19 protein-coding genes are annotated in these 21,440 nt (G+C 32.9%); 5 read left to right on the forward strand and 14 right to left on the reverse strand.

Annotated features, from left to right (window positions below; translation table 11 throughout):
- Window positions 1-11 precede the first annotated feature (11 nt).
- The 10 genes from ABID42_RS01240 to ABID42_RS01285 all read right to left on the reverse strand — a co-directional run bounded on the left by ABID42_RS01240 (window position 12) and on the right by ABID42_RS01285 (window position 14,825).
- Window positions 12-1,457, reverse strand: coding sequence for a TolC family protein (locus ABID42_RS01240; RefSeq protein ID WP_367282124.1), 1,446 nt, complete (start codon window positions 1,455-1,457; stop codon window positions 12-14).
- A gap of 3 nt (window positions 1,458-1,460) precedes the next feature.
- Window positions 1,461-4,607 (reverse strand): efflux RND transporter permease subunit, encoded by a 3,147-nt coding sequence (locus ABID42_RS01245; protein WP_367282125.1) that lies wholly within the window; start codon window positions 4,605-4,607, stop codon window positions 1,461-1,463.
- 85 nt (window positions 4,608-4,692) lie between these two features.
- On the reverse strand, window positions 4,693-5,796 hold the full coding sequence (locus tag ABID42_RS01250) for an efflux RND transporter periplasmic adaptor subunit (protein WP_323257018.1): 1,104 nt from the start codon (window positions 5,794-5,796) through the stop codon (window positions 4,693-4,695).
- Between the two features lie 308 nt (window positions 5,797-6,104).
- Window positions 6,105-6,590: a hypothetical protein gene (locus ABID42_RS01255; protein WP_367282126.1), complete on the reverse strand. Its 486-nt coding sequence runs from the start codon at window positions 6,588-6,590 to the stop codon at window positions 6,105-6,107.
- A gap of 203 nt (window positions 6,591-6,793) precedes the next feature.
- Window positions 6,794-7,057: a DUF4834 family protein gene (locus ABID42_RS01260; protein WP_323257022.1), complete on the reverse strand. Its 264-nt coding sequence runs from the start codon at window positions 7,055-7,057 to the stop codon at window positions 6,794-6,796.
- A 321-nt stretch (window positions 7,058-7,378) separates the two neighbouring features.
- Window positions 7,379-8,593, reverse strand: coding sequence for a phospho-N-acetylmuramoyl-pentapeptide-transferase (mraY, locus tag ABID42_RS01265; RefSeq protein WP_323257024.1), 1,215 nt, complete (start codon window positions 8,591-8,593; stop codon window positions 7,379-7,381).
- Between the two features lie 150 nt (window positions 8,594-8,743).
- On the reverse strand, window positions 8,744-10,204 hold the full coding sequence (locus tag ABID42_RS01270) for a UDP-N-acetylmuramoyl-L-alanyl-D-glutamate--2,6-diaminopimelate ligase (RefSeq protein ID WP_367282127.1): 1,461 nt from the start codon (window positions 10,202-10,204) through the stop codon (window positions 8,744-8,746).
- Between the two features lie 164 nt (window positions 10,205-10,368).
- The gene (locus ABID42_RS01275) at window positions 10,369-12,459 is read right to left on the reverse strand and encodes a penicillin-binding protein (RefSeq protein WP_367282128.1); all 2,091 of its coding nucleotides are present in this window, start codon (window positions 12,457-12,459) and stop codon (window positions 10,369-10,371) included.
- A 173-nt stretch (window positions 12,460-12,632) separates the two neighbouring features.
- Window positions 12,633-13,733, reverse strand: coding sequence for a sensor histidine kinase (locus ABID42_RS01280; RefSeq protein WP_367282129.1), 1,101 nt, complete (start codon window positions 13,731-13,733; stop codon window positions 12,633-12,635).
- A gap of 111 nt (window positions 13,734-13,844) precedes the next feature.
- Window positions 13,845-14,825: a Kelch repeat-containing protein gene (locus ABID42_RS01285; protein WP_367282130.1), complete on the reverse strand. Its 981-nt coding sequence runs from the start codon at window positions 14,823-14,825 to the stop codon at window positions 13,845-13,847.
- A 254-nt stretch (window positions 14,826-15,079) separates the two neighbouring features.
- Between ABID42_RS01285 and ABID42_RS01290 the strand changes: the two genes are divergently transcribed.
- From ABID42_RS01290 to ABID42_RS01310, 5 genes are all read left to right on the forward strand, one after another.
- On the forward strand, window positions 15,080-15,475 hold the full coding sequence (locus ABID42_RS01290; RefSeq protein WP_367282131.1) for a hypothetical protein: 396 nt from the start codon (window positions 15,080-15,082) through the stop codon (window positions 15,473-15,475).
- 197 nt (window positions 15,476-15,672) lie between these two features.
- Entirely contained in the window at window positions 15,673-16,170 is a 498-nt protein-coding gene (locus tag ABID42_RS01295; protein ID WP_367282132.1) for a hypothetical protein, read from the forward strand.
- Window positions 16,171-16,299: 129 nt separating this feature from the next.
- Complete coding sequence (locus ABID42_RS01300; protein ID WP_367282133.1) at window positions 16,300-16,983, forward strand: hypothetical protein; 684 nt, start codon at window positions 16,300-16,302, stop codon at window positions 16,981-16,983.
- A gap of 12 nt (window positions 16,984-16,995) precedes the next feature.
- Window positions 16,996-17,511: a hypothetical protein gene (locus ABID42_RS01305; RefSeq protein WP_367282134.1), complete on the forward strand. Its 516-nt coding sequence runs from the start codon at window positions 16,996-16,998 to the stop codon at window positions 17,509-17,511.
- A 277-nt stretch (window positions 17,512-17,788) separates the two neighbouring features.
- On the forward strand, window positions 17,789-18,373 hold the full coding sequence (locus ABID42_RS01310; RefSeq protein ID WP_367282135.1) for a Crp/Fnr family transcriptional regulator: 585 nt from the start codon (window positions 17,789-17,791) through the stop codon (window positions 18,371-18,373).
- A 16-nt stretch (window positions 18,374-18,389) separates the two neighbouring features.
- Here the strand turns inward: ABID42_RS01310 and ABID42_RS01315 are convergent, their stop codons facing one another.
- The 4 genes from ABID42_RS01315 to ABID42_RS01330 all read right to left on the reverse strand — a co-directional run bounded on the left by ABID42_RS01315 (window position 18,390) and on the right by ABID42_RS01330 (window position 21,326).
- Window positions 18,390-18,767, reverse strand: coding sequence for an FtsL-like putative cell division protein (locus ABID42_RS01315; RefSeq protein WP_323257036.1), 378 nt, complete (start codon window positions 18,765-18,767; stop codon window positions 18,390-18,392).
- A 12-nt stretch (window positions 18,768-18,779) separates the two neighbouring features.
- Entirely contained in the window at window positions 18,780-19,709 is a 930-nt protein-coding gene (rsmH, locus tag ABID42_RS01320; protein WP_323257038.1) for a 16S rRNA (cytosine(1402)-N(4))-methyltransferase RsmH, read from the reverse strand.
- 121 nt (window positions 19,710-19,830) lie between these two features.
- Window positions 19,831-20,790: a hypothetical protein gene (locus ABID42_RS01325; RefSeq protein WP_367282136.1), complete on the reverse strand. Its 960-nt coding sequence runs from the start codon at window positions 20,788-20,790 to the stop codon at window positions 19,831-19,833.
- Window positions 20,787-21,326 carry a hypothetical protein gene (locus ABID42_RS01330; RefSeq protein WP_367282137.1) on the reverse strand — a complete coding sequence of 180 codons (540 nt, stop codon included), beginning with the start codon at window positions 21,324-21,326 and terminating at the stop codon, window positions 20,787-20,789. The genes ABID42_RS01325 and ABID42_RS01330 overlap by 4 nt, the downstream gene beginning before the upstream one ends.
- Between the last annotated feature and the right edge of the window lie 114 nt (window positions 21,327-21,440).

Consider the following 21,440-nt stretch of genomic DNA (forward strand, 5'->3'; position numbering starts at 1 on the left):
CCCAAAACAATTTATCTCCAACCTCCGCCTAATGCTTTATAAATATTCACAACGGCATCGTATTGTTGTTTTTTCACATTTATCAATTCGATTCTGGCTTGTAAAGCATTGGTTTGAGTGATTAAAACTTCTAAGTAAGTGGCTCTACCAGTTTTAAATAAATCGGTAGAAGTAACGATAGATTCCGTTAAAATACTTACTTCTTGGCTCTTTAATTCCTGAATTAAATTAAGATTTTTAATGTTCGACATCTCATTATAAACCTCTGTATAAGCACCAATGATACTTTTTTGATAATTATACAAAGCTTCTGTTTGAATGGCATTCGCCATGCCGAAATCTGCATTTAATCCTTTTCTGTTGATTACTGGAGCCGACAAACCACCTAAGAGATTGTAGGCGATTGACTGTGGAGAAACAACATAAGCTGGATTAAAGGTTTGAAATCCAACATTCGCATTGATATTTAATGAAGGATAAAAAGCCAAACGTGCCGCTTCAACATCTGCTTTGGCCGCCATTACTTCATACTCTGCTTTTTTCACATCTGGGCGATTTCTCAATAATTGTGTCGGAATTCCCATTCGGATTTGCGTTGGCAAAGGTTTGGTAAATTGCAATTTATCACGAAAAATAGGTTGCGGATACCTTGCTAACAAGAAGTTGATTTTGTTTTCAATTTCAACAATCGACTGCAAAATTTCTACTTCTAAACTTCTTGTATTGAGAATTCTCGATTCAAATTGCTTTACCGCTAATTCATTGGCATAACCAGCTTCTTTTTGCGCTTTAATAATTTGCAACTCATTCAATTGAAGATTTCTGGTTTCTTTGATAATATCTAATTCATTATCCAAAGCAATCAGGCTATAATAACTTGCTGAAATCTCAGAAATCAAATTAGTTATAATCCAGTTTTTACCTTCAACACTTGCTAAATAACGAGCAATGGCTGCCATTTTTTTATTGCGCAATTTACCCCAAATATCAACTTCCCAAGAACTTTGTAAGCCAATATTAAAATCAGGAAGATGTTCTGATATTTTTTGGTCGTCGGTAATATTATTTGAAAAATTGGTATCGTAGTTTCCCACTCCATCCATTGTATATTTTCCAAATCTTTTTTGTCCGACCGAAACTCCAGCATTCACAAATGGTTTTCCTAATACTTTCGCAAAATTGAGTTGCTGTTGCGCCATTTCAATTTTTTGCAAAGTCATTAACAAATCAATATTATTGGTCAAAGCTGTGTCAATCAAAGCAATCAGCGTTTCATCTGTAAAATAGCTTTTCCAATTAATCGCTGCATCGTTGGTTGAATCTTTTTTACTGTTATAAGATTCAGGCATTGTTTTCAACGAAGGCTGTTTGTAGGTTTTCAAGGGTTTACAATTCGTAAACATCAACGCCAAGAAAAGCCCAAAAGAGAGTAAATAATATTTTAGTTTAATCATCATTTTCTAATTAAGAATTAATTCTTCTTTCTTATTTTTCTTAGTTTTTTTCAGTGCCATTGTTGCAAAAATTACGTACAATCCCGGAATAATTATTACGCCAAATACCGTCCCGAAAAGCATACCGCCTGCTGCTGCCGAACCAATTGTTCGGTTACCGATAGCACCAGCACCAGAGGCTGTCATCAAGGGAATTAGTCCCGCAATGAAGGCAAAAGAAGTCATTAAAATTGGTCTTAATCTTGATACTGCCCCTTCAATAGCAGCTTCAAGTGGAGTACGTCCTTCTTTTTGTTTTAAAATGGCAAACTCTACAATCAAAATGGCATTTTTACCCAATAGACCAATCAGCATGACGAGTGCTACTTGTGCATAAATGTTGTTCTGTAAACCTAAAACCAAGAGTAAAGCAAATGCTCCGAATATTCCTGTTGGCAAAGAAAGAATTACTGGAATTGGCAACAAGAAGCTTTCGTACTGGGCAGCTAATAAAAGATAAACGAAGATTAAACAAATGATAAAAATATAAATAGCTTGGTCGCCTGATAAAATTTCATCACGTGTCATCCCAGACCAATCATAAGTATATCCTTTAGGAAGTTTTTCTAAAGCTACTTCTTTGATGGCTTCAATGGCTTTACCACTACTGAAACCTGGAGCAGGTTCGCCGTTAATCATCGCCGAAGTGTACATATTATAACGAGTAAGCTGTTCTGGTCCATAAACTCGCTCTACTCTGATAAAAGCAGAATAAGGAACCATTTCACCTTTATCATTTTTCACATACATTCTTAAAATATCATCTGGTTGCGCACGGTATTTTGGCAATGCCTGAATCATTACTTTATACATTTGTCCAAAACGAATAAAGTTTGTTGCATAGAAACTACCAATCAATGACTGTAAATTGTCCATCGCATTATTCACAGAAACGCCTTTTTGGGCTGCTTTATCGTTATCCACATTGATTAAATATTGTGGAAAACTCGCATCAAAACTGGTAAAAGCATTCTGAATTTCTGGACGTTTGTTCAGTTCTTCAATAAAAGTTTGCGTTACTTTTTGAAGTTTTTGTAAATCGCCACTACCTGTTCTGTCTTGTACTCTTAATTCAAAACCACTGGCATTACCATAACCCGGTACTGCTGGCGGGGGGAAAAACTGAATACTTGCATCTTTGATATTTTTGGTTTTTTCTTTCAAAATCTCCACTACATCATCTACCGATTCTTTTCTTTCTTCCCAAGCCTTTAGGTTAATCATCCCCATCCCGAAAGAAGCACCCGAACCATCTGTCAGCAAACTAAAACCTGATAAAGTAGAAATTGATTCTACGGCTTCTATTTCAGTAGTTGCTTTCTGAATTTCATCCATTACAGCTTCTGTTCTTTCAACTGTCGAACCTGATGGAGTCGTTACGTTGGCATAAACTGTACCTTGGTCTTCTGTTGGAATAAAGCCAGAAGGCAAAAAGATATTTGTACCCCAAGTAGCACCAATAAAGAAAATTAACATCAAGAAAGTAACTACTCTTCTATTCGCAATCGAACCTAATAACGCTTTATATCCATCCGACAAACCATCATATTTCTTGTTGAACTGATCAAAGAATCTACTTATCAATGTTACTTTCTTAGGTTTTCCATGATTGTTTTTCAACATAATGGCACAAAGTGCTGGCGTTAACGTTAAGGCATTTACCCCAGAAATCACGATGGCAATTGCCATGGTAATAGAAAACTGTCGATAGAAAACCCCAACTGGACCAGATAAAAATGCTACAGGAATAAACACGGCTGTCATTACCAAAGTAATCGCCACAATCGCTCCGCTGATTTCGTTCATAGATGAAATCGTTGCTTCTCTGGCATCCAAATGTTCTGTTTCCATTTTTGCGTGAACGGCTTCCACAACCACAATGGCGTTATCTACTACAATCCCGATAGCTAATACTAAGGCGAAAAGGGTTAATAAGTTAATCGAAAACCCAAAAATCTGCATAAAGAAGAAGGTACCAATCAAAGAAACAGGTACTGCTAATGCAGGAATCAAAGTAGAGCGGAAATCTTGTAAGAAAATAAATACAACCAAAGCCACCAAAATAAAGGCTTCAATAAGGGTTTTGATTACTTCGTGAATAGAAGCATCCAAGAAACGAGAAACGTCATAACTGATGTTATAGTCCATTCCAGGAGGGAAAGTTGCTACTTTCAACTCAGCCATTCTTTTCTTTACATTTGCAATTACTTGACTCGCATTCGAACCCGGTCTTTGTTTCAAGATAATCGCCGCAGACGGTTTTCCATTTTCTTTAGAAAGTACGTCATAATCAAGCGAACCAAATTCTATATCCGCAACTTCTTTTAAACGAAGTATTTCTCCATTAGGGTTAGCCTTGATAATTACATTTTCATACTGTTCAATTTTGGTGTATTTACCTGTGTAACGTAATACATACTGCAAAGACTGCGCTTTTCTACCAGAACTTTCTCCAATTTTTCCGGGTGCAGCTTCAACGTTTTGGCTTCTTAGGGCATTCATGATATCTTCTGCCGAAACATTATAGGCTGTCATTCTATCTGGTTTTAACCACACACGCATAGAATATTCACGTTGCCCCATGATGTCGGCAAAACCTACTCCGTCAATTCTTTTTAATTCTGCAAGAATGTTAATATCTGTAAAATTGTATAGGAATTTTTCATCCGCAGTAGTATCACTCGTCATGATGTTTAGGTACATCAACATACTGTTTACTTCTTTTTCGGTAGAAACCCCCGCTTTAATTACTTCTTCGGGTAATTCATCCAAAACTGTTGAAACCCTGTTCTGCACGTTTACAGCCGCCAAATCTGGGTCTGTTCCTACTTGAAAATATACTTGTACGATACTTGTTCCGTCATTACCTGAAACGGATGTCATATAAGTCATTCCGGGAACACCATTGATGGCACGCTCTAAAGGTGTAACTACTGCTTTGGCACATACTTCGGCATTGGCACCTGTATATTTTGTTGTAACCGTTACTGCTGGTGGAGCAATATCTGGGAACTGTGTAACGGGCAGTTGTGTCATTGCTAAAAGCCCTAATAATAGAATTATCAGGGAAATTACGATTGACAGCACTGGCCTATTGATGAATGTTGTAAACATATTTTTTCGTCTTTGGATTGATGAAAGATATTTAATCGAAACATTTCAACACTGATAATGTCGATTACAGCTTGAAAGATGATGATTACTTATTTCTTAAATCATCAATAATTTTTGTCATCGAAATCATTTCTGGAATGACTTTCATGCCATCTTTCACATTCTGAATACCTTCATAAATAATTCTATCACTTGTTGTAACGCCTGATTCTATGACATACAAATGTGGGATTCTTAACCTTGGCACTATACTTCTGGTTTGTATTTTATTGTCTTTATCCAACACATACACAAAAATCTTATCTTGAATTTCAAAAGTTGATTTCTGCGGAATCACTAACGCACCTTTTACATTATTTTTAATTCTTACTTTACCACTTGAACCATGTTTTAATATTTTTTCAGGATTTGAAAAACGGGCTCTAAAAGCAATACTTCCTGTATTTTTATCAAACTCTCCCTCAATCGTTTCAATATTTCCTTTATAATTATGTGTTTCGTTGTTCGCTAAAATCAGGGAAACTTCGCTTTTTGCAGATTCTCTGATGGTTTTAGCAAACTCTAAATATTCTTTTTCAGATACGTTGAAGTAAGCAAATACTTCTTGGTTGTCTGAAATCGTGGTTAGTAATGTTCCTTCGTCGATTAAACTTCCTATTTTGTTCGGAATTCTATCAACAATACCATCAAATGGTGCTTTGATTTCAGTAAATGACAATTTCAATTTAGCACTTGTTTCATGCGACTGTGCTTCTTCAATTCTGGCATTCAAAGCATCTAATTTTGCTTTTGCCATTTCATATTCTGTTTTAGAAACTACATTTTTATCAACCAACAATTTCACATTTTGCAGATTCAATTCTGCTGCTTTTGCTTCTGCAATAGCACTTTTTAGCAATGCTTTTGCCTTCAAGATTTCTTCTTTATATTCTTGACTACTGATACTAAATAATATTTGTCCTTGCTTTACAAATTTCCCTTCGTCCACATAAATTTTTTCGATATAACCTTTTACTCTCGCACGAATTTCTACATTCTTGATAGCGTTGATGTCTGACACATAATCATTATTGTACTCTGTATCAATGACGATTGGGTTAGTCGTCGGAAATTCTTCTTGTTTTTCTTTACTGTCTTTGTTTGTTGAACATGCCGTCATCAATAAAACAGCACTGAAGCATGTAAGCATGAATACTTTTTTCATTACATAAATAAATTAAGTGAATAAATACATTTGGGTAAATAGAGTGCTTTAGGCAAAACCCAATAAAGTCTTCCTCACTAAAAAAGAGTGAGATGTTTTATCAAAAATCAATACGCTATCAGGAAACTTTTCTAGGAGTTTCTGAGATACTGAATAAATTTTCAGTTTTACAATACATTAAGATTTTACGGATCAAAATCTTTCAAAAAAGAATAGCCATAGCGATAAATCTTCGTAAGGAACGAAGGCTCTATCAATCATTAACACAAATTTTTAAGAAAGTTTTTGGAATACTAAGCCACTAAAAAAAGGGAGTATTCTGGGGGTGGTGAGTGGAATAAAATAATGACGTCGAGGTAATGAGCATCTTTGTAGATGAAATTACTTTTCGTCTCATGAAGATTATTAATATCAAATATAAAAGTATCAGCTGGGCTAAAGATATTACCGATACAAGCTGTTCTGTTACGTTTTGAAGTCTTTGTTTTTTTTTGAACTTGTTGTTGTTCGTCATCATCCAAATCAGAATCATCAAAACCCAAAATGAGGTTTTCTAATGAGAAAAAATAAGCATGATTACGTAAGGCTTTTAATGACTTGTATCGCTTTGATGAGTTATTATTGTTTTGGCATGAAAAGCCATTCATTTTAGAGAAATCCTTAGAAGATAATATGGAATTGTTATTTAAAACAACGCTATGTTCATCAACAAAAAAACTTAGATTAGTACTATTTTTACTCGCAGATATTGGATTTGTTTTGATGAAGAAAAGTATCAAAAATGTGCATTTAATGCAAAAAAGAATATGTTTTGGGCTTAATTCCACAAAAAGTACAAATTCACGTTTAACAAAAATACAATTTTTATCATGAAATCAAAATTTTTAAACTTGATTTTAGACAAATCAGAAGAATAATGATACGAATACCCCTGTTTGTTATAAGATGATAAAATTCATCAACATAAGTGTAGCGAAGAGGTTTATTTTACCTCTTCATAATCTATATATTCACCTCCATTGAAGTTTTCAGTTCCCTTTCCTTTTTTAGTAGGTACATAATCAACGTCAATTTGTCCTTCTCTTTTATTTTTATGATTAGACGAATGTTGAGTACGTTGTTGTTGCTGAAAGTCTTGCTGTGCTTTATTGATTTGAGAAACCACAAATCCTCTAAAAGCCCATTTTAACAAACTTGGAAAAATGAATATGATAAATAAAATGATGAGGATGATCTTGATTAACATGATATGCTATGATTTACTAAAAAGATAAAATTAAATAAGTATTTCAACTTACCATTTATGTGTACGTCATCTCAATACAAAACAAACTTAATGTAATCTCGCTAATTTGCTGTACTGTATTGGTAAGCTTGATTGACTAAACTTCACAAATTAATAACGTCAAAATTACAAATTAGTTTTTTGTCTCATTATAAAATCTGGAAAGTTTTTACGAATGGTCGTATATTCATGTGAATTAAGAAAAACGTTTACTATAGGTTAAAAACAAAAAACACTTTCGGCAAACCGAAAGTGTTTTTTGAGAAATCAGTTCTTTAAATGCTATCGTAATTTCAAAGTTACTACTGATATTACTACTAAAAGAATACAGATAATCCAGAAACGGGTTACCAATTTAGCTTCATGGTAGCCTTTTTTCTGAAAATGATGATGTAATGGTGACATCAGGAAAATCCTTCGTCCTTCACCAAACTTCTTTTTGGTATATTTAAAATAACTCACTTGCATAATTACGGAGAGTAATTCTATCAAGAAAATACCACAAAGTACAGGAATCAACAATTCTTTTCTGATTACAATGGCCAAAGTAGCGATGATTCCACCTAACATTAAGCTACCAGTATCGCCCATAAATACTTGTGCTGGAAATGAATTGTACCATAAAAAGCCAATACAAGCCCCGACAAAGGCGGCACAAAAAACAGCTAACTCTCCTGAATTAGGAATAAACATTACATTCAAGTACTGTGAAAATACTTTATTTCCAGAAACGTAAGCTAGCACTGCTAAACCTATTCCGATAATCATTGAAGTTCCTGCGGCTAATCCATCAATACCATCTGTAATATTGGCTCCGTTCGAAACCGCCGTAATGATGAAAATCACTGCAATTACATAAACCACCCAAGTATATTCATCTAATCCTAAAAAGTCTGGAATCAGATAACTATAATCAAATTGGTTGTTTTTCAAGAAAGGTACAGTTGAAATCAGAGCTTTTGAATCGGTAAATTTTTGTACTTCTCCAATGTTCGAAGCAATCTTAGCTTTTTCGTAAAAACGTACTTTAATGCCATCGTTGAACCACATCGTTAAACCCACGATTAACCCTAAACCAATCTGACCAACAATTTTGAATTTACCCGAAAGTCCTTCTTTATTCTTTTTGAATACTTTAATATAATCATCAATAAAACCTACAGCACCTAACCAAACTGCTGTTACTAATAATAAGATGATGTAAATATTATCAAGCTTGGCAAACAAAAGTGTAGGCACAATTAATGAAAGCAAAATGATGAATCCTCCCATTGTTGGAGTTCCCTTTTTTTGCATTTGTCCTTCTAAACCTAAATCTCTGATGGCTTCGCCAATTTGTAATTTTCTGAGTAAGTTGATAACTGTTTTTCCCCATATCGCCGCAATTCCTAAAGAGGTAATTACCGCTGCAAAAGCACGGAAAGTGATGTATTGAAACAAACCCGCTCCAGGAAAATTGAAGTGTTTGTCTAAATAATCAAATAAATAATAAAGCATAATAATTTGGTTAGAATGATGGCGAAAAATTATGAGGACAGACTCAAATAGCTTTTAAAAAATAAAAACAGAAGCAAATTTACTAATGTTATTGAGTTTTAAAGCAATATTCAGTTGCTAATCCTTTATCTCTTTTGTTGAAAACTTTTGTTAGTTCGCAAAAGCTTCTTTCAATACTAATCTATCATCAAAATCGTGTTTCACTCCTTGAATGTCCTGATAAGTTTCATGTCCTTTCCCAGCTACTAAAATAATATCTCCTGCTTGTGCCAAAGTATTTACTGCATAAAAAATGGCTTCTTTTCTATCTTCAATCGTTTTAGTTTTCTTGAAATCAATCGGCGGAACTCCTTTTTGCATTTGTGCTAAAATCTCCATTGGGTCTTCCTTTCTTGGATTATCGGAAGTCAAGATTACTTTGTTTGATAAATTACAAGCAATTTTTGCCATGATTGGTCGCTTGGTAGCATCTCTATTTCCTCCACAACCTACTACAGTAATTACTTGTTGGTCATCACCTTTAATTTGCTTGATAGTTTTCAACACATTTTCAAGTGCATCTGGCGTATGAGCATAATCTACAATGCCTACTTTTCTGTCTTTAATAGAAACGATTTGTTCAAACCTTCCCGGTGCGGTTTTCAAACCAGACATTTCAACCAATACTTCGTCAGGGTCTTCGCCTAACAAAGTAGCTGCACCATAAATTGCCATTAAATTATAAGCATTGAAAGTACCGATAAGCTGGAAATGTATTTCTCGTCCATCTATTTCCATTTGCAAGCCATAAATACTATCTGAAACGATTCTGCCTTTTACGGTAGCAAGTGTTTCTAAAGAGTACGTTTTGATACTTGCTTTGGTATTTTGAACCATTACCGAACCACGACGGTCATCTACATTGATTAATGCAAAAGCTGTTTTGGGTAAAGCATCAAAAAAACCTTTTTTGGCTTTGATATAATTATCGAATGTTCCGTGGAAATCTAGATGGTCATGTGTGATGTTTGAAAAAATTGCTCCTGCAAAAGTTAATCCTGTAATACGATGTTGCACCACTGAATGCGAACTTACTTCCATAAAAGCATGAGTACAGCCTGCTTGTACCATCTCTGCCAAGAGTTTGTTTAAACTTACGGCATCGGGCGTGGTATGTGTTGAAGGAATTACTTCTTCATCAATCTGATTCTGAACAGTTGAAATCAATCCACAACGATAACCTAATTGACGAAACAAACGGAATAATAACATTACGGTTGTCGTCTTTCCATTAGTTCCTGTGATGCCAACTAATTTTAATTTCGCCGAAGGATTACCATAAAATGTAGAAGCTACATAACCCAAAGTTTCTGAAGCATCTTTTACTTGGATATAAGTAATGTTTTCTGCTTGTACTTCAGGTAAATCTTCACAAAGAATTGATTTCGCTCCCAATCCAATTGCTTTTTCAATAAAAGTATGTCCATCTACTTGTGTTCCTTTTAAAGCAACAAACATTGACCCTTCTATAACTGCACGAGAATCAATAATAATAGAGGATACTTCTACTGACGAATCACCAATGATAGTAATCGTTTGAATGTTTTTAAAAAGATTGGACAGGATTTGCATAATAAATATTTAAAAGGAATTTTATTTTAATCAGTACGAGTTGTGAATTGTGAGTGATGAATTGCGAGTCAAAAATGTTGATGTACTGTTCTTTTGTAAATTGTTGCTACAATTTAACCTCCTAAATTCACAACTCATCATTCACAATTCACAACTATTTACTCCTAATTCAACACTAAACCAATGGTTCTATTCTTCGCAGCAATTACTCCCGGAGGAATGGATTGACTCTTCACTTTCCCAAAACCTGAGTAACTTACTTTAAAGCCTTTGTTTTCTAAAATATAAATGGCATCTCTCAGAGACATTCCTCTTATATCTGGTACTTTATTTTTAGGATTACTATGTTCTTCATAATGTACTTTACCGCTTTCAGCTTGCATCACTGCCCAACCTTCATTGCTTGGTTTTCTTTCAATACCAAATTCTTCATTGATTGCTTTAATGTCCGAAGTATGGGCAATCTGCTTCTGACTCGTCAGCTTTACTCCTCCGTTTGCATCTTTTGCCAATAATTTGTGCATTTGAATATCACAAGCATAAATCTTATCTGCAATTTCTTTAAACACTGGTGCCGAAGCATCACTTGCAAAAAGAGCTTCTCTTTTTACACCTCTCGGATTATCAATCGCTACTACGCAACTGTACTTGGGTGCATCCGCAGGAAAATAACCGATGAATGAAGTATAATACATTCCTTTACGATACTTGCCATTAATCAGTTTTTGCGAAGTACCTGTTTTTCCAGCAATTTTATATAAATCATTTTTGATGTTCGATGCTGTTCCTCTTTCTACCACACCTTCAAGCATTTTTCTTACTTTTTTAAGTGTTTCTTCTGAACAAATCGGGTTTTCATCTACTTCTTGTTTTAGCTTGAAATCATCTTCTACTTTATCCGCTACTCTAGTTTCTTTTACGATGATGGGCTGAATCCATTTGCCATCATTTGCAATGGCATTATAAAAGGTTAACATTTGAAGGGGCGTCAGTAACATTCCATATCCGATAGAATTCCAAGGTAAACCTGTAATATCCCCTTTTTTCGGTGGACTAATTCTTGGAATAGCATCAGGTCTTAATTGAAAATTCAGTCTTTGATCTAAATGAAAATCATGTAATTTTTTATAATACTTCTTTTCATTTCCTTTTCCAAAATACTTTAACATCAATTTGGCTGTACCAACATTTGAAGAATGTTCAAAAACAGATTGGGCTGTTATTGTTCCGTAACCTGTTGTTTTAGAATCTTCCAGAATCTTATCTCCAATTTTTATTTTTCCATCTCCTGTTTCTACTAATTCATCATTAGATAGATTCCATTCTTCCATCAAAGCAACCATCGAAGCTAATTTGAATACAGAACCGGGATCGGTCAAACCTAACACTGCATGATTATAAGTTTCTGCATAATTAGAAGTATCACGCATTCTAGTAAGGTTGGTCATTGCTTTGATTTCTCCTGTGGCTACTTCCATCACAACTACGCAACCTTTATCTGCTCCCGACCTTTTCAAAGCTCTCAATAAAGAACTTTCTGCAACGTCTTGAATATTCACATTAATAGTGGTGTGAATATCTAAACCGGGAATAGGAATAGCTTCTTCTCCGCCATCTATCGGACGAAAACTTCCTTGTCCTATCTTTTCAAAAATACCTTTACCGGGAACTCCCGCTAATTGACTATCAAAACTGTTTTCAATCCCTACTTTTTCTTTGTCTTTTTTATAACCAATGGTACGGAAACCCATTTTACCAAAAGGATTATAACGCACATTTACTTTTTCAAAAACTACACCGCCTTTATACTTTCCTTCTTTGAAAATAGGCCATTTCTTCATCATTTTTACATCTTGAAAGTCAATCAAAGAATTGTTTAAAAGAATGTATCGATCTTTTTCATGACGAGCCAGATTAATCATAGAGTAATAGTCTTTCCAATCTTTATCACCATAAAAGTTGGAGAGTTTTTTACAAAGTTCTTCGATTCCATCATCAAAAATCCTTTTGTTTTTATCTGATAAAGAAACGAGCGGATCGAAACCTAAACGATATTTAGGCAAAGAAGTAGCCAGCAAACTACCATCGTCTGCATAAATATTCCCACGAACAGCTTCAATCGTTCTTTCACTAACGTATCTGAGACTAGATGCTTTACGCCATTTTTCACCTTCGATATTTTGCAATTGAACAATACGCCAAATGATACCTCCTGCAAAGCAAAGGATTAGCAAAAACACGAGGCGTAGCCTCATTACTATGTCTTTTTTGATGTTCATTGATATAAGAAATCTGATAGAGAAACGCTTCAGCACGTATTTTCACGCTACAATATCCACAAATATACTAAAAATTGGAAATTAGGCTTGAAGAAAGCATGAAGGGGATGAAATGAAAAAAGAGAGTGTTATGGTGTTACTCAATGTTTCTATGATAAGCCTAACTTTAGATAAATCAAATAACTATCTTTTTCATCATTAATTTCAAGCGTGTGAGTATTTGGGTAAAGTGTTGATAGACGTTTTTTTACATTGTTTAAACCTATTCCTCCAAAGGTATTCTTTCTATTGGCTAATACTTTATTTGATTTACTATTTTCTACTTTGAATAATAAATGGTTATCAATAACTTTTAATTGTATTTTAATAAAACATTTTGATTTCAAATCTCCGATACTGTGTTTAAAAGCATTTTCAACAAAGGTAATAAGCACCATCGGCGGAATATTTCCTTGAATTTCTCCTTCTACCTCAAAACTTACTTCCAGTCTTTTGGTATTTCTGATTTTCTCTAATGCTATGAAATTTGTCAAGAAATTCACTTCTCTTTCCAAGCTTATTGTTTGTTGATTAGATTCATAAAGTACATAATCTAATAAACTTGATAACGATAATATTGCATCACCATTACGTTTATCTTCTGTAATAGTAAGACTATAAATATTATTGAGTGTATTTGTTAAGAAATGAGGATTAATTTGTGCTCTTAAATAATCAATTTCTATTTGCTTCTTTTCAGAAACACTTTTAGCTAATGAACGAGTAAGCTTGATAAAAAAGGCTGGTAAAGCAGTAAGAAAGATTTCAAGAGTATAACCAATCATATCTCTAGTTTTAAAAAAATACCATATCCCTTCATTGTAATAGTGTTTCCAATATTCATCACTGGATAACTGATAAATTAACCATTTATTTTCAACAACTATTTTAACCCTTAAATATGAAAGTATAGCCATTATTAAAAGAAGTGTAGCTGTACCCAAAATTGTTATGACATATTTTTTAAATCCATCAGATTCCCAACTTGGTAAGATTAAGTAAATGGTTCCATAAAAAATAATCATATTAAGAGCAGAAACATAAGTTACTGATGTGAATTTGTACCCTAAACTCGCTGTAGGTAAAACAAAAATTACCCAAAAAGACAAATAAAGAAATACCCAAAAAACAACATGCAACAACATTCTTCTTTTACTAGACACCCCTTCAATAGGATAAACTCTTAGAAATAAATCGGTAATTTTTTCCATTTTAAAAAATAGGTTTACTCTTTAATTGTATTTAATTGTTGGTTCTGTTTATTTCCACTTATTAACCTGCTGAAAACAGCTATTCTTCTGTTTTCAGCAGGTATTATTATTTTATTTCAACACTTCAATCGCTTCAAGTTCAGGCCCACCACCTCTGTTTCCTGAACCTGCTATGGTATAAACTTTCCCTTTTACCACAACTGCTCCTGTTCCATGACGACCTTGATTTAAACTTGGATATTTTAACCATACTTTTTTATCAACATCATAAGCTTCTACTTCGCTATGTGCAGGAACTTGCGCAGGGCTTTCGCCACCAATAATCAACACTTTATTCCCCAATGCTACTGCTGAATAGCCCGCTCTTTGTGTTGGAATGTTTAAGTTTTCGGGCAATGTTTCCCACGTGTTCTGCTTAAAATCATAAACATCTACAGCAGCTTCTGTTAGATTTAATACTTGGTTAATCTTAGCTGTTGAACGTCTGCCTCCGGCCAAGTATAATTTATCTTTAATCACGGCTACACTCACGTGGTCTCGAACATGCGGAGCATCAGCAAGCTTACGCCAAGTATTTTTCTGTGGGTCATATTCATCTAACCATGCAACGTGACCGTCCCAATGTCCATCCTGAATACCACAAACCATATAAATTTTATTTTTATACACTACACAACCCGCAGACCCTCTTAATCTATCGCTAGGAATTTCTGGTCCTTTTCTCCATTCATTCTTTTGAAGATTAAAAATGTAAATATTAGGGATGGGCGTTTCATGTGGATATTGTCCCGTCAAAGCTCCCATTACATAAACTTCATTTTGAAAAGTAACAGCTTGTAAATGATGTATTTCTAAGGGTGCATCTGCAAGTTTAGTCCAAGTTTTTGTTTTAATGTCAAATACTTCGGTAGATTTCACTGTTCTTCCACCTAATAAAACTAATTTATCCCCAACAGCAGCTAATGTATTTTCTAATCGCTTAGTACAATTGTTTTCAGAATAAATTTTCTCCCAAGTTTGGGCATGCAAGTGATTGTCTATCAAAGCAATAAACAACAAAGAAAGCGTTAAAATGTGTCGATTAATTTTCATGATAAATTAAATTGTTTAAAAGTATTATTTGCTTCAATTTAATGAGGTTCTTTAATATTTCAAGCCTTTTCTGTCGCTTACATTGGTTAATTATTCATCTGTAATTATGGTGTTTAAAAGCTATTATTAGAAAACAGAAATATTCTGAAACTGTCCTTTAGCATCTTTTTTAGCTATTTTTCTTATCAGCGAAGGTTTTCTGTAAACTAGCATTGTTTTATTTCTTACAAGAAAGACTTCTCCGTAAACTAGAAATGCTTTTTTTCTTACTAGAAAAACTTCTTCGTAAACCAGAAATGCTTTTTTTCTTACAAGAAAAACTTCTCCGTAAACCAGAAATACTTTTTTTCTTACAAGAAAAACTTCTTCATAAACCAGAAATGCTTTTTTTCTTACAAGAAAAACTTCTTCGTAAACTAGAAATGCTATATTTCTTACTAGAAAAACTTCTCCGTAAACTAGAAATGCTTTTTTTCTTACAAGAAAAACTTTTTCGTAAACTAGAAATGCTCCATTTCTTACTAGAAAAACTTCTCTGTAAACTAGAAATACTCTATTTCTTACAAGAAAAACTCCCTCGTAAACCAGAAATGTTTTTTTTCTTACTAGAAAAACTTCTCCGTAAACCAGAAATGCTTTATCATTTATAGGAAAAATATATTCGCTTATAAGAAATGCTCTGTTTCTTACACGAAAATTTTCTTCGCTTATAGGAAAAATTCCATCAGAATGAAAAAATACATATTTTCATCTTTTGAAAAACTTAACCATTGTTAAAAAATAGATTTCTCAATCTTCTTAAACTATAGCCTAAAGTATTGACAAAAATTTCAAACCATCTTATAAAATGAAGATTAAAATAGCCAAAATCATCTGTGTCATGTTTCTTTTTATCTTTTGTTTTATCAAATTAGGAAAGATGTTTGCCCCAGGAACTAATGTAAATGCAGAAGTTTATGATGTTGAGATGAACAGTACATTATTGATTCAAAAGATGTTATTTTTCAAAAAGATACATTCCAATTATAATGTTCCAGAGGAATCAGCAGCTGAAGATTTTTATTTAAAAGGAAACAATGAGGAATCCATTATCTATTTTTATTATAAGCCTGAAAATCAAATTATTATAATTTCAGTTGAACCTGATATAGCATATAAGACTAAAAGTAAAGTATTTTTTAAAGCAATCAATCAAGGTATTTATTTGGGAAACTGGAAAGATATTAATCATGATTATGATTTTAAAGAATCGCAGAAAGAAAAGGAAAAGTTTGAAGAAAGAATACTAAAGCCATTGAATGTTGTTTATCATAAAAGAAGTTTTTTAGAACAACTCATTTTTTAAAATAAAAATATTAAATCTAATCTATTACGATAAAAACTAAGTCATAAAAATAAATACTACTGTTATTAAACTGTAACTATTCATGCTGTTTAGGGAATAGAAAGATGTACTCTTTTATTACCTCAACACATGAAGAAAAAACTAATATTCTCCTTAATCATTCTATTAGTAATGATTAATCATCTCTCCACAGCACAATACAATAAAGGTTCAAGGTTTTGGCTTGCAGAAGGAACATTCACTGGCTCTATTTATTTAAATAGTAGCTTAGGAGACAGAAAATATACTGCTGGCTCTTATTTTGACAAAGACTTTCAGATAAAGAATCACACCATTACAATAGCTTATAAAAATGGTTCTTTTAGTGCAAATAATAAAGCAAAAGGCTGGCTGGTCTCTTACAATATCATCTTTAATCAATTTACTAGTTCCCAAAAGTCTACAAACAGTTATTCTAACTTTAACTTAACTGAAACAAATTATACCCATGCTTTTAATGGAGGATATTTTATAGATAAGTTTATCCCTATTAGTAAATCTTTAGCGATTTATGGAGAAGTGTTAGGAAAAATAGGATTTAGCTTTAATAATGGAAAAGGGATATCGCCAGCACATGATATTCATATTGCCGCAAATGCAAATCTAGGTATTCGTTATTTTATCAATAAAAAAATATTTGTTAACGGACAAGCTTCATTAGCAAATATCAACTTGCAAAGTTTAACAGTTAATGACAAAACTTCTGCAAAAGTTGATATAAGTAGTATTATGACTATCAATACAATATCAATAGCCTTTGGCAAATCATTTTAAACCTTTACTTCAATGAAATCAATCATTAATTCAATATTAATACTTGCTATAATAGTAGGGACAAGTATATCTTTAAGAGCTCAGGTTAAGGCTGATAGGCAATTTTTTCAAGGTACAGCCAATATTAATCAATCATTTGGCAATAATGCAGACAGAGCAAAGCAGTTTTCAGCAAGTGTAGATTGGGGAAAGTATAAAACAAAAAATAGTGCTAATATATTTTCTCTTTTAGTGGCTTTTAAACATACTGCTCCGTATCAAACTAGTAGTACTAATGATATAAAAGCATTTACTATCGGGTTAAGCAAAGGACAAGAGTATTACAAAACACTTTTAGGTAAGCTTACTATTTACGGGCGAGTGATGGGAAGTATTAATTATTATAAAAATGAAACAAGTACAAGTGATAAAAAAGGGATAAACTTAAATTTATCTGGAAATGGAGGTTTAATATATCCTATCAATCAACAATGGTTAATTACAGCACAATTATTACAAGTAAATGTAGCTACAATAGGCTATTTATGAAATAAATATGAGTCTTCTGAATATTACCCTTCCGACTTTGGTGCTTCTTATATAAGAGTATATAACAATTCTCAAGAATTTAAATATAATTTTAGCCCTGATATTTCTTTCTCTTATGGTTTAGGCATTCGTTATGTTATTAAATAGTATTTTGATAAATCTTGATTTAAAAGTAATTTATAAACTATTGCTTTTGAAGTTATCAAAAACAAGGTAATCAGTACATTAAAAACATTCTTAATCTTTATACCTTTGGGAAGTTTATAAACTCAAAATTATGACTTCCCAAAAGCTTTTACTACAACAAACAGTCAATCATATTCATCCGTTATCAGAAGAAGACTTTGAGGCTTTCTATGCTTTGTTTAAACCCTATACTGCAAAAAGAAAGGAAGTGTTAACACAAGCAGGGAGTGTGGAAAAGTATTTATATTTTGTATTGGAGGGCTTACAAAGATTGTATTATTTGGATGAGTATCATCGTGAAGCGACTTTGGTATTCTCTTATCAAGCAAATTTCGGTGGAGTGTTGGATTCAATGATGAATCAAAAACCTTCAAAATACTATTATGAAACGCTAAGTCCATCTATTTTTTTGCGGGCTTCATATTCTCAAATAGAGGAATTGTTGACCAACAAACCATCTATAGAAGTTTTATTACGAAAAGGATTAACGGGAGCTTTTTCTGGTATATTAGAGAGATTAGTAGAACTACAATGCTTTTCGTCGGAAGAAAAGTTTCAGCAATTATTACGAAGAAGTCCACACATTTTACAAATTGTGCCACATAAATACTTAGCAAATTACATTGGTATAGACCCAAGCAATTTCAGTAAATTAATCAACAGTATTAAGATATAAACATTAGCGGTTTATCTTATTCTTCTACCACAATTTTGGTTGGTGGCACTTTGTTTTCTTCCAAACCCATTGATTCTACCTTTTTAATGATTTCAGACTGCTTTCCTGCTTTCATAAAATCAGCTTTTTGAGTAGTATAATCTGCTCTTTTCTCTTCTAAAGCAAATTTCGCTTTGTCTATTTTATGTATCAAACTTTCGGCATTCAGTGATGAAACGATGTAAATCACAATCAATGCCGAAACCCACAATACATAGCGTAATTGGCTGGCAGGAAATTCGCCACCCAATATTCTATCCATGTTAAAAATCTTATCAAAAAAAGCAAAAATACCCTTGCTAGGTCTATTACTTGGCTGACTAACTTTAGGTGCACGTGAAACATTTTTTGCCATAGTTATTTCTTTTTATTTTTCAGACAAAGCTGCAATTCTAAGTTTAGCACTTCTACTTCTTCCATTGATAGATAATTCTTCAGGAGAAGCTTCTATTGGCTTTTTATTGATTGCCATCAAAGGCTTAGTCACAGTTCCATAAATAATATCCTTATCAGGCTCTCCTTTGAAGTTTCCAGCTTTGATATAATTCTTCACCAATCTATCTTCAAGCGAATGGAAAGTCATGATACATAATCTACTTTCATCATCTTTCAACAAATCAGGAATTTGTTCTAAAAACTCTTCAATCACTTCCAATTCTTGATTTACTTCAATCCTAATGGCTTGAAAAACCTGTGCAAAGTACTTGAACTCTTTGAACTTTGGAGCATATTTTTCTAAAATAGCCTTCAATTCTCCCGTTGTTTTGATGGGTGCATTCAATCTTGCACTATGAATAGCATTTGCTAAAGTTCGGGCATTCTTGATTTCGCCATACATACCCAGAATTTTATGTAATTGTGCTTCAGAATATTCATTGACAATAGTATATGCCGAAACATCTGCCTTTTGATTCATACGCATATCTAAATCTCCTTCAAAGCGTGTCGAAAATCCACGAGTTGGTTCATCAATTTGATGCGACGAAATACCAAAATCGGCTAAAATACCATCTACTTTCTTTACGCCATATAAACGCAAATATTTTTTAATGTTTCTGAAATTAGCTTCAATAAAAGTAAAACGTGGGTCATTGAAAGCCTGAGCATTTACTTTAGCATCGGGGTCTTGGTCAAAACCATATAACTTACCTTTCTCTCCTAATTGTGCTAAAATAGCTCTTGAATGACCACCGCCACCAAAAGTAACATCTACATAAACGCCATCTGGACGAATATTAAGTCCATCAAGACATTCTTGAAGCATAATTGGGCGATGGTAATCAGTATTGATAGTCATTATTTCTTGAATCTTAGAATACAAATTTATGGATAAACTTAATGGAAATTGATAAAGGATTTCAATCGAGCATGATGTTTTGTATAAACATAGCATCAAAGAAACCATAGGTTGATTTTTATTAAAGATGAAGTAAACGCTTTACATCTAATGCTAATTTCTGAGAGAAAATCTCAGCGCCACGTTTATTCAAATGTTGAGAATTGTAGAAATACTTTCTTTGATAACAAAGTGAATCGTTTGAATAATCTAAAAAGTAACAATGATACCGTTTTGAAGCATTTTTACACATTTCAATCATTGTAGCTTTGTTTTTATAGAAAGGTTGAACTTCATAATATTCTGGCGCATACAAAAGCACAACTTTAATATTTTGCTGTTCACAAAAAGCGAGATATTCTTCAAACTGTTTTTTAATTTCATTGTTAAAAGAATACTTTACTCCTTTTGGATAACGCTTTTTAAAACGCTCAAAATCTTGGTTCCATTCATAAACATTGCCTTTGTAACCTTTGTATTTTGAAGTAGTATCATACAAAGCAGTAAGGTGTACAAAATTACAAATGCCTTCCCAAGCCAAAGATTGTTGATTCTTATACTTCAACAAAGGAATATTTTGTTGATAAATATCAAACTCACCTTTATGCCCACGAGTAGTTGCTAACAAAATGGGTTCGTTGATAAAAGGTAAAAATTGTTCAGGATTCACTACATCTGCTCTTTTGGCAAAACCATATACATCAACATTGTGGATAATATAATCGGGTTTTTTATTATGCGCTAAGTATAATTTAAAACGAGCCAATTGCATATCAAAATGCCAAGCAGACATACCCAAATTATAAGAATTAAGATGAAGAGTACTGTCAATAATTTTAGGGGAAATATGAAACTCAGCTCTTGATGAACCTAAAATGAGTAAATCAGCATTGATTTTAGCATCGAATAAATCATTCCAAGCAGCAAAATACTCATTCCTAGATTTCCTTAAACCATTATCAACCACAAAAGCCAAAGCATACAAACTAATGATAATTAGGAAAGACAACAAAGCTATTTTCTTGAAAAACCTTTTTATCATTTTATTAATTTCGCTTCAATCTTAAATGCTTTTTTATCTCCAAAAACTAATTTCTGTGTACCTTCTATTAAATAATAATTCACAACATTATCTGCTAAAGTCATTTTAACATGCTTATCAGTTTCATAAAGATAATTCTGATTAGCAATCGTTGCTTCCATTGCAGTCATCTGATTATTTTTCAGTAGAATTTTGATGTCTTTTACTGGTAAGTTTTCAGATTTTTTTAGCTGATAAACAATCGAAGAGTCAGACTGATTGATTTCATAGCTATTCAAATAAGCAGGCTTGTTTAAATCTGTTTGTAAGAATAATTCAAACTCTTTAGACCAGTCTTCAATCTTTACATTCTTTGTTTCAGGAACTTTCTCACTCCAAACAGTTTTAGAAAAAGTAGGTTTCCTTTTATCAAGCACACTGATTTGATTAGTAATCGCAGTTTTCAAATCATAGTATTTATGAATCTTAATTGTAGATTCCTCTTTACAAGAAACAAACAACATAAGCATAACAAGTATTGTAATGGATGATTTCATATTACAAAATTACGGATGTCTATTGATATAAGTAGTGTAAATTTACAATCGACCAAAAATAACAAAAGGACTTCGACCAAAGTCAAAGCCCTTTTGAAAAATAGAAAAATCTAA

Source organism: Arcicella rosea (assembly GCF_040543805.1).
Taxonomy (GTDB): Bacteria; Bacteroidota; Bacteroidia; order Cytophagales; family Spirosomataceae; genus Arcicella; species Arcicella rosea.